The organism is Halomonas sp. 111 (assembly GCF_052379685.1).
Taxonomy (GTDB): Bacteria; Pseudomonadota; Gammaproteobacteria; order Pseudomonadales; family Halomonadaceae; genus Vreelandella; species Vreelandella citrativorans.
Window position 1 is genome coordinate 52,372 of sequence record NZ_JBQSYV010000017.1, and the last position, 18,478, is coordinate 70,849.

At 51.2% G+C, this 18,478-nt stretch carries 17 protein-coding genes; 15 read left to right on the forward strand and 2 right to left on the reverse strand.

Translation table 11 applies throughout. The features are described from left to right. Window positions 1-141: 141 nt before the first annotated feature. The 4 genes from ACT3T7_RS13490 (at window position 142) to gadC (ending at window position 5,081) form a co-directional block, all read left to right on the forward strand. Complete coding sequence (locus ACT3T7_RS13490) at window positions 142-1,326, forward strand: Na/Pi symporter (protein WP_444631287.1); 1,185 nt, start codon at window positions 142-144, stop codon at window positions 1,324-1,326. 10 nt (window positions 1,327-1,336) lie between these two features. Then, the gene (locus ACT3T7_RS13495) at window positions 1,337-1,567 is read left to right on the forward strand and encodes a hypothetical protein (protein ID WP_444631288.1); all 231 of its coding nucleotides are present in this window, start codon (window positions 1,337-1,339) and stop codon (window positions 1,565-1,567) included. Between the two features lie 479 nt (window positions 1,568-2,046). Further along, entirely contained in the window at window positions 2,047-3,444 is a 1,398-nt protein-coding gene (locus tag ACT3T7_RS13500; protein ID WP_193055110.1) for a glutamate decarboxylase, read from the forward strand. A 98-nt stretch (window positions 3,445-3,542) separates the two neighbouring features. Further along, the gene (gene gadC, locus ACT3T7_RS13505) at window positions 3,543-5,081 is read left to right on the forward strand and encodes a glutamate:gamma-aminobutyrate antiporter (protein WP_444631289.1); all 1,539 of its coding nucleotides are present in this window, start codon (window positions 3,543-3,545) and stop codon (window positions 5,079-5,081) included. Window positions 5,082-5,234: 153 nt separating this feature from the next. On the opposite strand, the gene ACT3T7_RS13510 is transcribed toward gadC, so the two are convergent. Then, the gene (locus tag ACT3T7_RS13510; RefSeq protein WP_444631290.1) at window positions 5,235-6,320 is read right to left on the reverse strand and encodes a PA0069 family radical SAM protein; all 1,086 of its coding nucleotides are present in this window, start codon (window positions 6,318-6,320) and stop codon (window positions 5,235-5,237) included. 235 nt (window positions 6,321-6,555) lie between these two features. On the opposite strand from ACT3T7_RS13510, the gene ACT3T7_RS13515 reads away from it, so the two are divergent. The 11 genes from ACT3T7_RS13515 (at window position 6,556) to ACT3T7_RS13565 (ending at window position 17,409) form a co-directional block, all read left to right on the forward strand. After that, the gene (locus ACT3T7_RS13515; protein WP_444631291.1) at window positions 6,556-7,995 is read left to right on the forward strand and encodes an alkaline phosphatase; all 1,440 of its coding nucleotides are present in this window, start codon (window positions 6,556-6,558) and stop codon (window positions 7,993-7,995) included. 120 nt (window positions 7,996-8,115) lie between these two features. Next, on the forward strand, window positions 8,116-8,577 hold the full coding sequence (locus ACT3T7_RS13520; RefSeq protein ID WP_444631292.1) for a hypothetical protein: 462 nt from the start codon (window positions 8,116-8,118) through the stop codon (window positions 8,575-8,577). Window positions 8,578-8,726: 149 nt separating this feature from the next. Then, window positions 8,727-9,164, forward strand: coding sequence for a hypothetical protein (locus ACT3T7_RS13525; protein ID WP_444631293.1), 438 nt, complete (start codon window positions 8,727-8,729; stop codon window positions 9,162-9,164). Between the two features lie 92 nt (window positions 9,165-9,256). Beyond that, window positions 9,257-9,829, forward strand: a complete 573-nt coding sequence (locus tag ACT3T7_RS13530; protein WP_444631294.1) for a cysteine hydrolase family protein — start codon at window positions 9,257-9,259, stop codon at window positions 9,827-9,829. 606 nt (window positions 9,830-10,435) lie between these two features. Further along, on the forward strand, window positions 10,436-11,635 hold the full coding sequence (locus ACT3T7_RS13535; RefSeq protein WP_193055105.1) for a mandelate racemase/muconate lactonizing enzyme family protein: 1,200 nt from the start codon (window positions 10,436-10,438) through the stop codon (window positions 11,633-11,635). Between the two features lie 24 nt (window positions 11,636-11,659). Continuing rightward, window positions 11,660-12,427, forward strand: a complete 768-nt coding sequence (locus tag ACT3T7_RS13540; RefSeq protein ID WP_193055104.1) for an SDR family oxidoreductase — start codon at window positions 11,660-11,662, stop codon at window positions 12,425-12,427. Between the two features lie 22 nt (window positions 12,428-12,449). Further along, window positions 12,450-13,493, forward strand: a complete 1,044-nt coding sequence (locus ACT3T7_RS13545) for an L-idonate 5-dehydrogenase (RefSeq protein WP_444631295.1) — start codon at window positions 12,450-12,452, stop codon at window positions 13,491-13,493. A 100-nt stretch (window positions 13,494-13,593) separates the two neighbouring features. Continuing rightward, entirely contained in the window at window positions 13,594-14,580 is a 987-nt protein-coding gene (locus ACT3T7_RS13550) for a DctP family TRAP transporter solute-binding subunit (RefSeq protein WP_226912139.1), read from the forward strand. Window positions 14,581-14,725: 145 nt separating this feature from the next. Next, window positions 14,726-15,226, forward strand: coding sequence for a TRAP transporter small permease (locus tag ACT3T7_RS13555; protein ID WP_444631296.1), 501 nt, complete (start codon window positions 14,726-14,728; stop codon window positions 15,224-15,226). Further along, window positions 15,223-16,503: a TRAP transporter large permease gene (locus tag ACT3T7_RS13560; protein ID WP_193055101.1), complete on the forward strand. Its 1,281-nt coding sequence runs from the start codon at window positions 15,223-15,225 to the stop codon at window positions 16,501-16,503. The genes ACT3T7_RS13555 and ACT3T7_RS13560 overlap by 4 nt, the downstream gene beginning before the upstream one ends. 159 nt (window positions 16,504-16,662) lie before the next feature. Continuing rightward, window positions 16,663-17,409 (forward strand): GntR family transcriptional regulator, encoded by a 747-nt coding sequence (locus tag ACT3T7_RS13565; RefSeq protein WP_444631297.1) that lies wholly within the window; start codon window positions 16,663-16,665, stop codon window positions 17,407-17,409. A 144-nt stretch (window positions 17,410-17,553) separates the two neighbouring features. On the opposite strand, the gene ACT3T7_RS13570 is transcribed toward ACT3T7_RS13565, so the two are convergent. Then, window positions 17,554-18,474 (reverse strand): hypothetical protein, encoded by a 921-nt coding sequence (locus ACT3T7_RS13570; protein WP_444631298.1) that lies wholly within the window; start codon window positions 18,472-18,474, stop codon window positions 17,554-17,556. Window positions 18,475-18,478 lie beyond the last annotated feature (4 nt).

The following is an 18,478-nucleotide window of genomic DNA, read 5'->3' on the forward strand; positions in this document are numbered from 1 at the left end:
AACAACCTCTCTTCGATCCAACACCGTTCACTCTAACACGATAGTGCCACGCCGTTGTCACGCCTATGTCACTTATAGACGCCACTCTTTGCAGGAGTGGGTGGGTTATACGTGCGTTCTTCCTTCCAAGAGGATGTGGCAATGGCCGAAAATATCAATAGTGCTGTGCAAGAGGTCTTACCAAGCCAGGGTCGCAGAATAAAAGTCCGGCGCAAGGGCACGCTAAGGCAGTGGCTCACGCTTGCATTGCTGGTGTATTTCCTGATCTGTGCCGTATCCATCATAGGTAATGGCTTTAAGATTGCCGCGGGCGGCCATGCCGCTCAGTTGTTTGAATTTGCCACCAACCCCTTTGTTGGTTTGATGATTGGGATTGTCGCGACGGCCCTGATACAGTCATCTTCAACCGTTACTTCCGTTATCGTGGCGTTTGTGGCGGGCGGCCTGCCTGTCGCTATGGCGGTACCCATGATCATGGGGGCCAATATTGGTACTACTGTCACCAATACATTGGTAAGCCTTGGCCACGTACGTGATAAAGCCGAGTTTAGGCGGGCGTTCTCTGCCGCAACGGTGCATGACTTTTTTAACTTGCTGGCCGTGGCGATTTTTCTGCCCATTGAGCTTATTTTTCATCCGCTTGAAAAGCTGTCGAACGCTACGGCGTTTCTGTTTTACGGTGATGCTGACCTTTCCATGGGCAGTATTAATATTGTCGGGATGGCAACAAAGCCGATTACCTCTTCGGTTGAAAGTGTCGCCATGAACCTGCCCACGATTGCCGGTGGCGTTGCCATGATTATTTTTGGTATTGCCGTGATTTTTTTAGCGATTCGTTATATCGGCGCACTGCTGAGAGTATTGATGGTAGGGCAGGCAAAAAACATTATGCATAACGCCATTGGACGTGGCCCCGTCGCCGGTATTGCTTCTGGTGCTGTGGTGACGTTTTTAGTCCAGTCTTCCTCTACCACCACAAGCTTAATGGTGCCGTTAGCTGGGTCAGGCGCATTCTCTTTACGTCAGATTTACCCTTTTACATTGGGCACCAATATTGGCACGACGTTTACCGCGCTACTTGCGGCCACCGCAATCACTGGGGCAACTGCCATACTGGCGCTGGAAATCGCACTGGTTCACCTCTTCTTTAATTTATTTGCGGTTGTGGTGATTTTTGGCCTACCGTTTTTAAGACCACTGCCTGTTAAGGGTGCCGAGTGGCTAGGCCGTGTCGCCTCAGAAAGAAAAGCACTCGCCGCTGCTTGGGTATTAGGCGTATTTATCGCCGTGCCAGCCATCCTGATTGCGCTCACCACGCTGTTTTGAGGAAACGTCCATGACCCATCAACACGAGCTAGCGTCAACATCGACCGCTGAACTCAAGGCCATGCTGGATGACTCTTCCGAACTCATTGAAGAAATAAGAGAAGAGATTGCACAAAGAGAAGCGCAAGAGCGCGAACTGGAACCTTTCGACACGCTGATTAAAGAAGCACGACCCAAAATGAACGAAATTCGTAGTTTCTTTACGTTAGTGCTCAATGAGCTACGCCACCGGCCTAAATAAGCGTTACGAATAGCGAAAACAACAGGATTACTCATTTAGGCATTTGTTTGACACTTTCAGTAAGCTGAGAGTATGTCAGCAAATGCTTTTTTCAAATCTTTTAGGCCATGCCATGCTGTAAATCTCTTGTCTTAACTTGTTTCCATCAAAGCGTTGTTGTTTATTCATTGGCACGAATGGTTGCTTGTTGGATATTTCTTTTTACATTGGTTGTTAAATCACTTTTCTACCCGTTGGGTGCTACGAGAAAGAAATGACACGCCTTGGTTGGTAATATTTTTAGCAGTTTCAAGTGGATAGGCGTTTTTTGGCGAAATAATTTTTTAAATCATACTTACGATTTTTCATTTTTAAGATTTTGTCATAGACTAAAAGCACCATCTATGTAGGTATAGTAAATGTTGATGGTTTGGTAGGGTGGTTTTAGCTGATCTTTGAGCAGTAAACGTGATCCATATAAAAAAACTGGGGGTAGTACGATGGATGTCAAAGGGTTAAATGCACGTAATGATAATGACGATGTATATGCATCAATTGACTTGGCGACATCGTTGCCGAAATCCGGGTTTCCCGATGAGGAACGGAATCCTCACAATGTATTTAGCGCCATTCGTGACGAATTAATGCTTGATGGAAATTCCCGCCAGAACCTGGCAACATTTTGCCAAACGTGGGTTGATGATGAAATTCGTAATTTGATGGATCTTTCAATCGATAAAAACATGATCGATAAAGATGAATATCCACAAACTGCGGAGATCGAAGCACGCTGCGTTAGGATGTTAGCAGATCTCTGGAACTCACCCTCGCCAGAAACAACCATGGGATGCTCGACGATTGGCTCTTCAGAAGCCGCAATGCTTGGCGGGCTAGCGCTTAAGTGGCAATGGCGGAAAAAACGTGCGGCAGAAGGGTTGCCCACTGATAAACCAAATATGATTTGTGGGCCAGTACAAATTTGCTGGCACAAATTTGCCCGTTATTTTGATGTTGAACTGCGTGAAATTCCGCTGGAAGGCGATCGCTTGATTATGAGCCCAGAGGAAGTTATCAAACGCGTTGATGAAAATACGATTGGCGTCATACCAACGCTGGGCGTTACCTTTACTTGCCAATACGAGCCAGTAAAAGCTGTCAGCGATGCGCTGGATCAATTGCAACAAGAAACCGGCCTGGATATTCCTATGCACGTTGACGGTGCCAGTGGGGGCTTCTTGGCTCCGTTCTGCGCGCCAGATCTAGTGTGGGACTTCCAACTCCCGAGAGTAAAGTCCATTAACACGTCTGGCCACAAATTTGGGCTTGCACCTTTGGGAGCTGGCTGGGTGGTCTGGCGTGAAGCAATAGACTTGCCCGAAGAGCTCATTTTTAACGTTAACTATCTCGGCGGTGATATGCCGACATTCGCGCTCAATTTTTCGCGCCCCGGCGGGCAAATCATTGCGCAGTACTACAACTTCCTGCGACTTGGCCGTGAAGGTTACGCCAAAATCCATAATGCCTGTTACGCTACCGCGCAGCATATTGCAGATGAGATTAGTAAACTAGGCCCCTTCGAAATCCTCTTTGATGGGAACAGCAATGAAGGTATTCCTGCGTTGGCATGGAAGCTGAAAGAGGGAGCAAATATTGGCGGTTATACGCTCTATGACCTGGCCGACAAATTACGCTCGCGCGGCTGGCAAGTCCCTGCTTATTCTATGCCAGCTCACCGTGAAGACTTGGTTATCCAGCGTATCCTTGTTCGTCATGGGGTGAGCTACGATCTAGGCTGCTTGTTAATTGAAGATATGAAGCGAGCACTTCAGCATTTTGAAGATCATCCCGTGGTTAATCCACTATCAGAAGATGAAGCCAGCGGCTTTAATCATTCCTGATTTGAGACTCTTTGGTTGTTAGGGCGGCTAGACATCGCCGCTCTAATTAGCGAATAAAAGAATGACGGATTAATAATTCGTTTCTTCGGGGAATAAATATGGATAATACACAATCGACAGCCGCGCCAAAGCAGCTTTCGTTATTGGGTTTCTTCGCGATAACGGCTTCAATGGTAATGGCGGTATATGAATATCCTACCTTTGCAACATCGGGTTTCTCGTTGGTCTTCTTTCTTATTCTTGGTGGGGTTCTGTGGTTTATTCCGGTAGGGCTTTGCGCGGCAGAAATGGCGACGGTTAAAGGCTGGGAAGAGGGCGGGGTTTTTACGTGGGTATCCAAAACGCTAGGTGAACGATGGGGATTTGCGGCAATCTCCTTTGGCTATTTGCAAATTGCTGTCGGCTTTATTCCTATGCTTTACTTCGTGCTAGGCGCACTCTCTTATATTCTTAATTGGCCTGCACTGAATAGCGACCCGATAGTCAAAACGATTGCGGCGTTGATTATATTGTGGGGATTAGCGTTAACTCAGTTTGGCGGTACCAAGAATACGGCGCGGATTGCAAAGCTAGGCTTTTTTGCAGGTATTCTACTGCCCGCTTTTATCTTAATTGGGCTTGCAGTTTTGTATCTTCGCTCAGGTGCGCCGGTCGCTATTGAAATGAGTGCACAGACGTTTTTCCCCACCTTTGGTAGTATGAGTACCTTGGTAGTGTTTGTCGCTTTTATACTGAGTTATATGGGGGTTGAAGCGTCGGCGACTCATGTCAATGAGATGAAAAACCCTGGTCGTGACTATCCTCTCGCCATGTTATTTCTTATGGTTTCTGCCATTCTCTTAAGTTCTCTCGGTGGGTTGACGATTGCATCTGTTATTCCTCACGAGCAAATCAACTTATCTGCGGGCGTGATGCAAACGTTCAGTGTGTTGATTAACCACTTTGGCAGCCATTTTGAATGGGCTATTCGGATTATTGCTGCGCTGCTATTGCTGGGCGTGCTGGCTGAAATAGCCGCATGGATTGTTGGACCATCACGCGGCATGTTGGTAACCGCGCAGCAGGGTATATTGCCGGCGCGTTTTGCTAAAGTAAACAAGAACGGCGTGCCGGTGGCGTTGGTTATTTCTCAGCTAACCATTACAACTATCGCATTGATTATTCTGACGAATACGGGGGGAGGAAATAATATGTCCTTCCTGATTGCACTAGCGCTAACCGTCGTTATCTATCTGTGCAGCTACTTTATGCTATTCCTGGCTTACATTACCCTTGTTCGAAAACAGCCTGAAAATCAACGTACCTTCAATATCCCTGGCGGTAACAAAATAAAAATTGCCGTTGCAGTAGTGGGGTTACTTACTTCTTTAGTTGCTTTTGTCGTCTCCTTCTTCCCTCCCACGGGGTTGCCAGGAAAAGAGTCTAACGAAGTGTATACCGGTTTGCTGATCGGCTGTTTCCTTGTAGTGCTATCGATTCCGTTTATTATTTATGGAGTGCATAATAAAAGCGCTGCGCCAAAAAACCTTAAGCTACACCATATCAAGCCCCATACCGCGCCCGAAGGTCACTACTTTATTCATCCCAAAGCCCGCAGTACGCATCACATCACTGTTGATGGAGAAAAGCTGCATTGATGAACCATGGGAGGATGTTTAGAAAGGTCGTCCATTAGATTTTAAGCAGAGCTATGACGAATAGCGAAAAACAGAAGTAGTAATCACTCAGGCATTTGTTTGGCACTTTCAGTAAGCTGAGAGTATGTCAGGCAAATGCCTTTTTCATGGGCTTTAATAAAAAAGCTCGCCCTGAGCGTTGGGCGGGCGAAAGTCTCGGGTATTCAGCCCTTGCTCGGTACGAGATTGAAAGTTCCACTGGCGGCTGGCGCGATTAAAGCGTTGTGCAATCATATCGGCAAAAATACCTTCGCCGCGAAAGCGCTTACCGAACTGAGCGTCATAGGCCTTGCCGCCCCGACATTGGCGAATCAGGCTCATTACCTTGGCCGCACGCTCTGGGTAATGGGCTTCCAGCCAGGCTTCAAAAAGAGGAGCGACTTCATGGGGCAAGCGCAGCAGCATCCAGGACGCCGTTCGTGCGCCAGCACGGCTGGCGGCCTCAAGAATCCGCTCTATTTCATGATCCGTTAATCCGGGGATGACCGGAGAAACAAGCGTCCCGACGGGAATGCCTACAGTATTCAGCTCACGGATAACTTTTAAACGCGCTTGAGGAGAGGCCGCACGAGGTTCCAGCGTGCGTTTCATATTGGCGTCCAGGCTGGTCAGGCTAATAAATACGCGCACCAGGCGGTGTTCGGCCATCTCAGCCAGCAGATCCATATCCCGTAATACTAACGTGCTTTTGGTCACAATAGTGACTGGATGGCGGCAAGCCAATAATAGCTCAAGCAACTGGTGCGTTAAGTGGCGCTTGGCTTCTAGTGGCTGGTAACAATCGGTATTACCAGAGAGATTGATTGGTCGGCAGACGTATCCAGGCTTGCAAAACTCCTCACTTAATTGCTCCACCAGGCCATTTTTGGCAATCAGCCTGGTTTCAAAATCAAGCCCCGGGGACAGATCCCAATAGGCATGAGAAGGGCGGGCATAGCAGTAAACACAGCCATGTTCGCAACCTCGGTAAGGGTTCAATGAGCGATCAAAAGGCAAGTCTGGCGACCGGTTCCAGGAAAGCGCACTCTTACTGGTTTCTTCGCGTACTTCAGTTGCCCGTGTGGGGGAAGTCTCTTCGCGCCACCATCCGTCGTCTTCTGCCACGCTATGGGTTGGGGCAAAGCGGTTGTGCGGGTCATAGGTTGCCCCGCGGCCTTTGTGCACGGGGGGCTGTATTGGTGATTTGCCGAGAGACGCCATACGCCTGCCTCTGCCTATATTGGTGTATTTATATACAGTATATGCGTTGTGACCAAGCGTGCAAGTGTTACTCAGGCGAAACCCACAATGAACAGTTTTACGGATCGGCTACTGAGTGCGATTCATGTTTATTAGAAATAATTGACTTACCTTCATTAGCAGTCATGAAAATGACATTTTTAGGCGCTACGATTTGTTGGATATCAAATTAGCTAAATTTATTTTAGGGATGAAAATGAAGAACTTTACGCGCAACGCACTCACGTTGGCACTGGCATCGGTCATGGTTACGCCGGTATTAGCGCAGGAAAATACAGCTAAGAACGTTATTTTGATGATCACCGACGGAACCGGTATCGAGACGTTCCGTGCGGCAAGTTACTTCCGTCATGGCGCGCTGGGCCATGAAGTTTATGATGAGTTTGACACACAGCTTTTCATGGCAACGCATCCGTTAAACACCTCTACCACACCCACCAAGAGTGACGACGGTACGGTTACGTTTGAACCAGCCGAGCTCTGGAACGACGAGGCGGTAGATACCGTTTACGAAGGTAGCCTGGGTAACTACAAGGGCTACTTTGCCGGTTACGACTACGCCCGGGCTGATTACACCGACAGCGCTGCAGCGGCAACGGCGCTGGCTTCAGGCCATAAGTCCTATAACAGCGCCATCAACTGGTCCAACGATGATGAGCCGCTTAAGCATATTGGCGAATACACTGTTGATAGCGGCCGCGCTCTGGGTGTTGTCTCATCGGTGCAGGTCTCCCACGCGACGCCTGCCGGTTTCATGGCCCATAACGTAAGCCGCAACGACTATAGAGCCATTGGCCGCGAAATTGTCGATTCTGGCCTTGCCACTGTCGCCATCGGTACCGGGCACCCCTATTACGATGCAGCCGGCGAGCATGTCGATAACCCCGATGAGAGCGATTTCCGCTTTATCGGTGGCGAAGAGACCTACCAGCGCTTGGTAGGCGGCGAAACGGATTACGCCTTTATCGAAAGCAAGGACGATTTTGAAGCTCTGGCTGCTGGTGAGTTGGATCTTCCCAAGGACAAAGTACTGGGCCTGGTGCAGAACATTCAGACGCTGCAATACAGCCGCCCCGGCGTAACCGGCGGTAATCTGCTGGATACGTCACCAAGCCTTGCTACACTGACGGGCGGCGCTTTGAACGTGCTCAACGCCAGTGAAAACGGCAACGAAAATGGCTTTTTCCTGATGGTTGAAGGTGGCGCTGTGGATTGGGCTGCTCACGCTAACAACCTGCCGCGTATTATCGAAGAGCAAATCGACTTCAACGAAGCTGTGGAGGCGGCCGTTGAGTGGGTAGAAAACAACAGTTCCTGGGACGATACCTTGATCATTGTAACGACTGATCACGGTAACGGTTTGCTTCAAGGTCCTGACTCTGATGTGAATGCCTATAGCCCAATCGTTAATCAGGGTGCTGGCGCGCTACCCTTGGTACGTTGGCATTCCGATACCCACACGCGTGAGCTGGTACCGTTGTATGCCCACGGCGCGGGCGCTGAGTTCTTCTTTGACATCGCTCAGGCAGAAGACGGTCTTGCCCGCTATGAAGTAGACGAAGACAGCCACTACTGGATCGACAACACCGACGTATTCCGCGCGGGCCTAAACGCTTTCGGTATCGAAGCTGATTAAATAGACAAGTATAGCAAGTACAACAGAGCCGCCTTCGGGCGGCTCTGTTCCGTTGGTAATCACTGACTGATATCACTTCGCCAACGACCACTCCACTCACTACCCCGAAAAGAGTCAGATATGAAGCTTCGTAACACGCTTTCACTGCTATTAATGACAACACTAGCCAGCACGCCAGCATTTGCACTTAATGCTGAACGCGCGCCCACCGCCAGTGGTCACGCCTACGCTGAGCCTTATAAAGCCGTTCGCAAAGAGGGCGTTTTACATATTGAAGTACGTTTCGTGACGGACTACCCAGGTTACTCTGGCGAGATCATTTATGACGATATCCCGCTAGATCGAATTGACGGGCAGATCTACGCCGAGTTCGGCGACCAGTCGTTCTCGCTGCTGCGTGAGGATGGAGGTGTGGTCGCGCCAGACAACTTGCGCCTGAGCTTTAACGACGAACCAGACAAGAACCCACGCGTAGGTACCTGGAAAGCCGATTTTGTCGCCCCCATGCACGACGTTAACGAAGTCATGCTGTTCATGCCTAATGTTGCGCCCATTGGTCCGATTGTCATTCGGGATCGTTAAACAACCGGTTCTACATTCGTCCGTTATACAGAGTGTAGCCGTACTGCTTCATTGCCTTGGTAAGAAATTACCAAGGCAATGTTGTATCGGGTACCAGGTTTTTGGGCCAAATTTGGCTTATGCTGGAGGTTTAAATGTAAGGTAAGCCTATGAAACCTTTCTCCATTCTTTTGATTCGATTACTCGCTATTTACCTCGCCATTACGCCTTTGCTAAGCGTATCGCCGCTGCTGTTTAGCCCCGGCTACGATGCGGAGCTAGCCCAGTGGCTGCCATGGCTCGCAGCCACTGCTGTTATTCCTATCATCGCGGGTATCGTACTGTGGTTTTCTGCGGTAACGCTGGCCAATAAATTTTTTGGAGAAGAGCCTGCTTTAACGATTGCCGAGGAGGGCCTGGTACGCGCAGGCAGCTTCTTGATCGGTGTGTATCTTTTCGTTCAGCATTTGAGCACAGCGATTGGCCAATGGGCGTGGGGAGGCATAGTGGCCTACGGCTCGCTAGCAGCGGTGGTGCTCAGCATTGGCCTAATAGTTGGCGCTCGCTTTCTAGCCAAGCTGTATAGGCGGTTAAAGTATTTCGAGTAATTTTGGGAAGGGGCTGGCTAGTAACGCATAGCTTTCACGTAAGTGCTTGGATTTACGCCTGATCCAAGAAGCCTATAAAAGAGGATGTTGGATTGGTAACGAGTAATCAACCTGTCGCCCTGATGATCATCGATATGCAGCGGGGTATGAGCGATCCTGCCGCAGGCGAGCGCAATAACCCTAATGCGGAAGAAAATATCCAGCGCCTGCTTACAAAGTGGCGTAGTACATGCTGGCCGGTGGTGCATGTACGGCATATCTCTCGGGCCCCCGGCTCGCCGTTCTGGCCGGGACAGTCAGGCGCAGAGTTCCAGCCCGCACTAGTCCCGCAACCTAAAGAGCACGTAGTGGAAAAGAACATACCCTGTGCGTTTACCCACTCCGGCTTAGAGCGCTGGCTTCACGCTCGCGAGATCAAGCGGCTGGTTATCGTCGGTGTAAGTACCAGCAATTCGGTTGAAGCCACCGCTCGCACGGCCGGTAATCTTGGCTTTGATACCCACGTCGTCGCCGATGCCACTTTTACCTTTGCCAAGCAGGATTACGCAGGCACTTATCGCACGGCGGATGAAGTGCATGCTATGTCACTGGCGAATCTGGAAGGGGAGTATGCGGCTATTACGCAGGCGGCAGACATATTGGAGGCGTTGATTTCAATCCAGTAGCCTATGGGGGGGCGTTGCAATGGCTGAACCTTCAGACAGTCTTTTCAAGCGCTTTTTTAGCGTCTTGGCGTTGTATCACATGCGTAAGTTCCTCTGACTTTTGTTGCCTTGACTTCAGCGGGCTTAACAAAACGGCATTTATAACGGCGTGCTTCCTCGGCTTCTCCAAAGGCACGAGTGTTCATTGCCATTTATCTTAAAAACACAACACGTCGTTTGGTAAGTCTCTTGAGATCCTATACTTTGGGTTAATATTCTAAAGTATTTTATTATTTTTTTCTTTTTTTAATCATATGTTTATTTCACTTCTTACGACGATTTTTTTGTCCTCTCATAGTGGGCTAATTGCCGGTTATACGAGCGTGTGTTATTAATATTTCGTGATATATCACGAGTGGGAGGCAGTCTGGATTGTACTGGGTTGATACGCACTTTGAACAGAACCTAACGCTTTAAAGAGATGTCGTTCGAGTTCGATACTTATTTAAAGAAAGCGGTACTCACTGCTTCAATAATCCGATACGGCGTCTCGCGCTACCAATAAAACCCCGATGCAAGTAATGGCTGATTCCAATACCCGGATGGGCAGTAGGAGTGCATGAAATAATGAAAATCACCTCAATTAAAACCTTTAGGCTTAAGGAGTTCGCTAACGTTCTCTGGGTGCATGTTGAAACGGATAGCGGCATCGTGGGCTTGGGCGAGACGTTCTATGGAGCGGGGGCCGTTGAGGCGCACATTCATGACACGCTGGCAGGCCGCTTGTTGGGTAAAAACCCCCTGCATATTGAGGCACTGCATAAGGAGATGGTATCGCTGCCCATGGCGCAGTCTTCTACAGGGGCTGAATATCGAGCCGCCTCGGCCATCGATATCGCGCTTTGGGATATCTTTGGCAAGGTGTGCGACTTGCCTGTACATCAAATGCTGGGCGGGCTGTGCTGGGACAAGATTCGCATCTATAACACATGCGCCGGTTATAAGTACGTTAGAACTAATGAAATCAAGCCGGTTTCTAACTGGAATCTGGATAAGCCGGAAGGTCCATACGAGGATCTTGAAGGTTTTATGAGACGCCCTGCACAGCTGGCGGAAAACCTGCTCGAATCGGGTATCACGGCCATGAAAATCTGGCCGTTTGATCCTGCCGCGGCCGAAACACGGGGCCAGTATATTACGGCTGCTCAGATGAAGCAGGCGGTCAAGCCCTTCGAAGAGATCCGTAAGGCGGTAGGCGATCAAATGGAGATCATGGTCGAATTCCACTCGCAGTGGAACCTGCCGACCGCCAAGAACATCGCCCGCGAGCTCGAGCAGTTCGCGCCCACCTGGTATGAAGACCCTATTCGCATGAACTCGCCCCAAGCGCTTGCCGAATTCGCAGCGTCGACCAGCGTGTGGACATGCGCCAGTGAAACGCTGGGTTCGCGCTGGCCCTACAAGGATATGCTGGACCGGGACGCCGCGCACGTGGTCATGGTGGATCTTTGCTGGACCGGCGGATTGACGGAAGGGCGCAAGATCGCGGCGCTGGCGGAAACTTGGCACCGCCCGTTTGCACCCCACGATTGCATCGGGCCGGTCGGCTTTGCAGCAGCGATACACATGTCGTTCAGCCAGCCCAATACGCTTATTCAGGAAAGCGTCCGAGCATTTTATAAAGGGTGGTACAACGAGCTTGTCACCCAGGTGCCCAAAATCGAAAATGGCTATGTCTACCCCATGGAGGGGCCAGGCCTAGGGGTCGAATTACTGCCCAGCGTTTTCGAAAGGCCGGATTTATCCGTACGTACGTCGACGGTATAAACGAGATCACGCGAAGGAGACGTCATGTCCATCAAGCTGTTTGATTTAACCGGAAAGACCGCGCTGATAACGGGCTCATCGCGCGGACTTGGGCTGGCCATTGCCGAAGGCATGGCCGCGGCCGGAGCCCGGATCATACTCAACGGTATGAACACCGAGCGTCTTGAAGCCAGCGCCGCAAGGATGCAGGGCGAAGGCTACGAGGTTAACGTCTCGGCCTTCGACGTTACCGATGAAACTGCGGTCTGTCAGGCCCTGGCGCAATTGGACCAGGGCGGTATCGAAATCGACATACTGGTCAATAACGCGGGGATTCAGTTTAGAAAGCCGATGCTTGAACTGGATACTCGCGATTGGCAGCGAGTAATCGATACCAACCTGACCTCGGCTTTCATCGTGAGCCGTGAAGTAGCCAAACGGATGGTAGAGAAAGGGGCAGGCAAGATCATCAATATCGGCTCTTTGACCAGCGACCTGGCCCGAGCGACCGTCACTCCTTATACGGTGGCTAAGGGCGGCATCAAGATGCTGACCAAATCGATGGCGGCGGAGTGGGGGCAGTACGGTATCCAGGCCAACGCTATCGGCCCGGGCTATATGCTGACCGATATGAACGAAGCCCTGACGAGCAATCCTGAGTTCGACAGCTGGGTTAAAGGGCGCACGCCGGCAGGGCGCTGGGGCCGACCAGACGAGCTGGCAGGCACGGCGATCTATCTCGCCTCGGCCGCCTCCAACTACGTCAACGGCCACATCGTTTATGTCGATGGCGGCATGATTTCCGTGCTGTAACACTCATCGAGTGGGGTAAGTGATGCTGACGATTAAAATACACAAGGCCCATGATCTTCGAGTCGAAGAGGAGCCTGATGCCACGCCTCCAGGGCAGCATGAAGTGACGGTCACGATCAGTAGGGGCGGCATTTGTGGCTCCGACCTGCACTATTACCACCAGGGTGGTTTCGGCCAAGTCAGGTTGCGCGAGCCGATGACGTTGGGTCACGAGGTGTCCGGCATGGTAAGCGCGGTCGGCGATGGCGTGACGGATCTTCGCGTTGATGACAAGGTGGCTATCAACCCTTCCATACCGTGCGAAAAATGCACTTATTGCCATCAGGGGCTTTTCAATCAGTGTGACGACATGCGGTTTTTTGGAAGCGCCATGCGCTTTCCGCATCAGCAGGGGCTGTTTCGTCAAACGATCACGATTGATCGTCAACAGCTCGTCGCACTGCCCGGCGATATCGACTTGACCCACGCCGCATGTGCCGAGCCCTTAGCCGTTTGCCTACATGCCGTGGGCCAGGCGGGTGCGCTCGAGGGCAAGCGCGTGCTGATTTCCGGATGCGGGCCCATCGGCTGTTTGACGGCCATGTTGGCCGCCCACGCCGGCGCGAAAGAAGTGATCGTGACCGATATGCACGAAGCACCCTTGAAAATTGCTCGGCAGATGGGGGCGATGCGCACCATTAACGTCAGCTCGTCGCCGGAAGAGCTTCAGTCGTTGGCGAAGGGAAAAGGGGCGCTGGACGTTATTATTGAGTGTTCGGGCAGCCCGCAAGCGCTGGGTGCTGCGTTAGAAGTGGTACGCCCGCGGGGCACTATCGTGACGGTGGGGCTTGGCGGCGCAGTGAATCTCGAAATGAATCTTGTTGTGGCGAAAGAGATAAACATAAAAGGGACTTTCCGCTTCGACAAGGAATTCAAACAGGCGGTAGAGCTCATAGGCAGCAAGCGTATTAATGTCGCCCCGTTGATCACGTCTGTGCTTCCCATGGCCAATGCAGAGCAAGCATTTGAATTGGCCGCTCGGCGTGATCGCGCCATGAAGGTTCAAATCGATTTCGAAAACGCATGAACACGCTGGCCAACTGTGAAGGTTTAGTCGTGAACGTCAGAACAAGGCACCCTTACGGGCGCTTTGCATCAGCCAAGCATCATAAATAAGGAAAACAAGTATGATTAAGCGCGCCAAACTCAAAAATATCCTCGCGGCTGCGGCACTGCTGACCACTCCTGCATTGGCCCAGGCCGATACTTTGCGTCTTGCTAACGTCGTGGCCGAATCCGCAAAAGAAGCTGGCATCGAGTTCAAACGTATGGTCGAGGAGAAAACTGGTGACGAACTGGAGATTAGCCTCTTTCCCGATAACCAGTTAGGCGACGATCGCGTAGTGCTCGAAAGCACGATCTTTGGAGATATCGATATTGGCATTGCCTCTACCAGTCCTCTGGCCAATTTGGTGCCTGATTTTTATCTGTTCGATGCGCCCTTTTTGTTCCTCTCTTCCGAAGAAGCCTATTCGACCTTGGATGGAGAGGTTGGTCAGCAGATCCTCGACTCCCTTGAAGGAAAAGGATTAAAAGGGCTGGCATTTTGGGAAAACGGCTTTCGTAACTACACCGGCAACAATCATGAAGTGACCGAGCCCTCGGATCTTGCCGGCATGAAAGTACGCACCATGGAAAATCAGGTGCATCTGGCCGCTTGGCGAGCGTTGGGCGCTAACCCCACGCCTATGGCGTTTTCCGAACTTTTCACTGCCTTGCAGCAGGGCACAGTCGATGCCCAAGAGAATCCACTTTCGGTGATCGACAGTAATCGGTTTTTGGAGGTGCAGGACTACGTTTCGCTGACTCAGCACGTTTACACTCCGTTTGTCGTTTTCATGAACCTGGAGCGCTACAACGCCTTGGACGAGGCTCAGCGGCAAGCAATCGACGAAGCTATTGAAGAGGCCACAGTGTTTCAGCGTGAGCGTTCACAGGCGCTGGAAGCCGAGGTCGTTGAACGTTTTTCTGAGCAGTCCGGCGTGACCGTTACTGAGCTTACGCCAGAGCAAAAAGCGCTATGGCAGCAGACGATGATTGATGCCGATATCTATTCGCTGGTTGGTTCCATGATGGATCATCCGGAATACCTCGAACAGTTGCTGAACGATTGATCGACATGGCGCCATTACGACCGTAATGGCGCCATGTCATTTTGGTGCGTTGTTACGGTAGCTCGGTCTGCCCCAAGGCGAAATCGGTTTTAGGTTACCCGGTTTTACACGTTATTTCGGCCTGTCTTTAAGCCGGAGAGAGCCAATGAAAGTCATGAAATGGTTTGATGAGTACGCGGAAATATCCGTCTGCGTCGTATTGATGTCTACCATGACCGTACTACTCGCAGTGCAGGTATTCATGCGGTATGTTATGGGTGCCTCTCTGTCCTGGTCCGAGGAGATTGCCCGGTATCTGTTTATCTGGCTTATCTACTTGGGGATCAGCTATGGCGCGCGAGAAATGCGTCATATCAAAATCGATGCCGCGCTTGATCTGTTTCCTCGCCGAATACGCCCGGCCATCGTGATTCTGGGCGATCTTCTGTTTCTGGCATTTGCTCTTTACATCGTATGGACCAGCTGGTCAGTGATTGAGCGTCAGATGATGCTGGGTCAAACTTCTCCCGCGGTCGGCCTTCCGATGTGGATCGTTTATGCCGCCCCATTTGTGGGGTTTGCCATTACTGGGGTACGCCAAATTCAGACTATTATCTGGCGTCTTAAGCACCCCAGCGTGGCACAGAGTGGGGGAGATATCACATGACGGCCAGCGTCCTTTTTCTAAGTCTCGTGGTGCTTTTAATTCTCAACGTACCGGTGGGTATCGCCATCGGTTTGGCGTGCGTGGTCACGATTCTATCCTTTGGGATGTTGTCTGATCTTTATGTCGCGCAAACCTTGGTTACAGCCACGGATAGCTTTCCCATTATGGCGATTCCTTTATTTATTTTGGCGGGGGATTTGATGGGGGCCGGAGGTGTGTCGCGGCGGATTCTAGAGGTCGCTAATGCTTTTTTTGGCCGTATCACCGGCGGTTTGGCCATCGTAACGGTAATCGTATGCATGTTTTTCGCCGCGGTTTCTGGCTCTGGGCCGGCCACAGTAGCGGCGGTGGGGTCGATGGTCATTCCCGCCATGCTTCAGGCGGGTTACTCCAAATCGTTCATTTTGGGGCTAGTCGCGGCGGCGGGTAGTATCGGGGTCATCATTCCCCCGTCCATTCCCATGGTGCTGTACGGGGTAACCACGGGCACTTCCATCACGAATATGTTTTTGGGCGGTATTCTACCGGGTCTGCTGATCGGTTTCATGTTGATCATCTACGCCTATGTTTATTCTCGAAAAATGGGTTGGAAGGGCAATGCAGCCAAATTCGATGGGCGCAAAACACTAATACTAATGTGGGAAGCAAAGTGGGCGCTGCTCAATCCGGTCATCATTCTGGGGGGCATTTATGCCGGTGTCTTCACGCCGACAGAGGCAGCGGCGGTGGCGGCTGTGTATGCGTTCATTTGCGGTGTCGTCATCCACCGGGAACTCAAGGCACGCGATATCTTCAAGACAATCGCCCGTTCCTGCGCGACAACTGGGACCGTCATGGTGATTCTGGGCTGCGCCTCCACTTTCGCACGCATCCTCACTATCGAGCGCATTCCTTCGACGATCGCAGATTTGATGTTACAGTTATCCTTGGAACCCGTGGCGCTTTTGCTGCTCATTTTGGTGCTACTGCTGTTGGTAGGCTGTGTCATGGATACTACCCCAGCCATTCTGGTACTGGCACCTATTCTCTATCCGGTCGTCACGGCCGTGGGGATAGATCCGATCCATTTCGGGGTCATCATGGTCGTCAGTCTTGCTATCGGCTTCATTACGCCGCCGCTCGGTATCAATCTATTCGTCGCCGCACGAATCGGCAGCACCTCGCTGGGCACGGTGATTCACGGCGTTTTACCCTTCGTTATCATCATGATCCTTGCCTTGATCATCATTACGTTCGTACCATCGCTTTCACTGCTGCCCATATCTCTTTTCAACTAGATTATGAAAGCCGCCCCATAAGGGGCGAGCTATCCGAGTCCAAGTGTTGGGTGCCAAGGTATCAGGCTTTATACCGCTGCAAGTTTGGTTGACGTCAAGAAATCATTCAGCCTTATCACTTGGTGAGGCAGGCATATAAATGAACAAGAATGGGCTTTCATGACTAAAGAAAATAGCCACGGGGCTTCGCATCACGGTCGAAGCGGGAAAAATCTGCTCGAACTCGCCTATCAAAGTATCGAGGAGCTGATCGTCACCTGCGAGCTAAAGCCGGGTACTTTCATGCGCATTCAGGATTTACAGGAACTGACCGGATTCAACAGAATGCCCGTTTATCAGGCGGTGACTCGCCTTTCGACGGATACCTTGCTGACCATTCAGCCAAGGCAGGGCATTCAGGTATCGCCGATCGATCTGCACCGAGCACAAACACTTCTCAAACTACGCCGGGATATCGAGCGGTTCGTCGTGGCGCTGGCGAGCCAGCGCTCAAGCAACAACGACCGCCAGCATATGACGTATCTGGTGGAGGTATTGAATACGAGGCGTTCGGTCATATCGATTTCTGAATTCAATACCATCGATCGGGAAATCGACGCGATCATTTTACAGGCCTGCGGTGAGCCTTTTCTCGAATCGACATTACGGCCGCTTCATACCATTTTCCGCCGCATTGGTTGGCTATATCACTCGCTTACGCCGGAAGGCGCCCCACTGAATAGCACTATCGACGGGCATCTGGACGTGTTGAACGCGGTGGTCAATGCTGATGCCGCCGCCGCCGAGAAAGCTTCTGATCATCTCATGGATTTTGTCGAAAAAATGTTTTCTGTGCTCACGACCTCGCTTACGCCCAGCACGTTCGATATTCAGAAAAAAACCTTGATACCAAGTGAGAAGCTTTGATGCAGTATGTGAGTAAGCAGCTAGAAAGCGCCAGCGAATAGTGAATTAGGAGAGCCTACGGGTCGACAATATTCAAGTAAACCTTTATCCGTCCATCGACCGACAGCGGACGTACCAACCAACGAGTGCAGCGCAAGTATGATATTAAACTTCCACACTAATACTGCCAGTGACTACGCTGGCACTGTTTACGGTAGTAGGTAGCATTTGGCCTAGCGAAGAGTAGAGAGCATTGGAGGTTGACTGGGCCAGTGTACGGTCAAGTTTGCTCATATCTTCTTCCGCCTTTTTTAGTTCTCGGCGGGCTTCTTTATCCTCTTGACGTAGGCGAATCTTTAGCTCGTTCATCGCTTCCTGAAGCTCTTTTTTTGTGTCGATCAAAATACTGCGTAGAGCGTGTTCGCTGGCACTAATTCCTTGAGAACGGCGATCATCCTGCGGTTGCGAAGTGATGATTACGGCCGGCTCGTTTGGCGCGTTATTGGTCGTGGTGGCTGCATCTTGGGCATGCTCGCTCTGCTCATCCTCCTGGTTCGCCATGGCCGCCTCCGCACTGGCGAGCGTCGCGTTGGCGGCTTGAGCGTCAGCTTGTGCATCGGCGCTGCCGTTTTCAGCACTGTCAGGAGAAGCGGTAGGGGTGACACTTGTTGGCTGGGCGCTCGTTACCGTAGGCGTGACAGAAGGGCCAGCGCTACCACCGCCGCTATCATTTAATTGCCGCGCTGCCACACCTAGCTCGCGGGCGATGCTTTTAAGCTCTTTAGCCATGGATTTGAGCTGTTCTGGTGATGCAAAGCGCATCATCGCTTTAAGCGTTTCCAGCCGCTGCTTTAAAAAGCCGACTTTCTGCGAAGCATTTTGCATCGCTGACTCTTTCGGGCTGGGCAGGGCCGCCAGTTGCTCAAACGCCTCTTTCTGCTTTTTAAGGCGTTTAGTCAGTGCATCGTCAGCATCCGATGCTGCCACCATCGGGCTCTTTTGGCTCGCGACCCGAGACACCTTCAAAGCGGAAGACGATTCGTGACGGGTACCTATCAACATAAAATTGGAAAATCCGATCTTCATGGTC

Coding starts and splice junctions, on each gene's coding strand:
- ACT3T7_RS13490 (WP_444631287.1), top strand. CDS start 142: ATGGCCGAAAATATCAATAGTGCTGTGCAAGAGGTCTTACCAAGCCAG.
- ACT3T7_RS13495 (WP_444631288.1), top strand. CDS start 1,337: ATGACCCATCAACACGAGCTAGCGTCAACATCGACCGCTGAACTCAAG.
- ACT3T7_RS13500 (WP_193055110.1), top strand. CDS start 2,047: ATGGATGTCAAAGGGTTAAATGCACGTAATGATAATGACGATGTATAT.
- gadC (WP_444631289.1), top strand. CDS start 3,543: ATGGATAATACACAATCGACAGCCGCGCCAAAGCAGCTTTCGTTATTG.
- ACT3T7_RS13510 (WP_444631290.1), bottom strand. CDS start 6,320: ATGGCGTCTCTCGGCAAATCACCAATACAGCCCCCCGTGCACAAAGGC.
- ACT3T7_RS13515 (WP_444631291.1), top strand. CDS start 6,556: ATGAAGAACTTTACGCGCAACGCACTCACGTTGGCACTGGCATCGGTC.
- ACT3T7_RS13520 (WP_444631292.1), top strand. CDS start 8,116: ATGAAGCTTCGTAACACGCTTTCACTGCTATTAATGACAACACTAGCC.
- ACT3T7_RS13525 (WP_444631293.1), top strand. CDS start 8,727: ATGAAACCTTTCTCCATTCTTTTGATTCGATTACTCGCTATTTACCTC.
- ACT3T7_RS13535 (WP_193055105.1), top strand. CDS start 10,436: ATGAAAATCACCTCAATTAAAACCTTTAGGCTTAAGGAGTTCGCTAAC.
- ACT3T7_RS13540 (WP_193055104.1), top strand. CDS start 11,660: ATGTCCATCAAGCTGTTTGATTTAACCGGAAAGACCGCGCTGATAACG.
- ACT3T7_RS13545 (WP_444631295.1), top strand. CDS start 12,450: ATGCTGACGATTAAAATACACAAGGCCCATGATCTTCGAGTCGAAGAG.
- ACT3T7_RS13550 (WP_226912139.1), top strand. CDS start 13,594: ATGATTAAGCGCGCCAAACTCAAAAATATCCTCGCGGCTGCGGCACTG.
- ACT3T7_RS13555 (WP_444631296.1), top strand. CDS start 14,726: ATGAAAGTCATGAAATGGTTTGATGAGTACGCGGAAATATCCGTCTGC.
- ACT3T7_RS13560 (WP_193055101.1), top strand. CDS start 15,223: ATGACGGCCAGCGTCCTTTTTCTAAGTCTCGTGGTGCTTTTAATTCTC.
- ACT3T7_RS13565 (WP_444631297.1), top strand. CDS start 16,663: ATGACTAAAGAAAATAGCCACGGGGCTTCGCATCACGGTCGAAGCGGG.
- ACT3T7_RS13570 (WP_444631298.1), bottom strand. CDS start 18,474: ATGAAGATCGGATTTTCCAATTTTATGTTGATAGGTACCCGTCACGAA.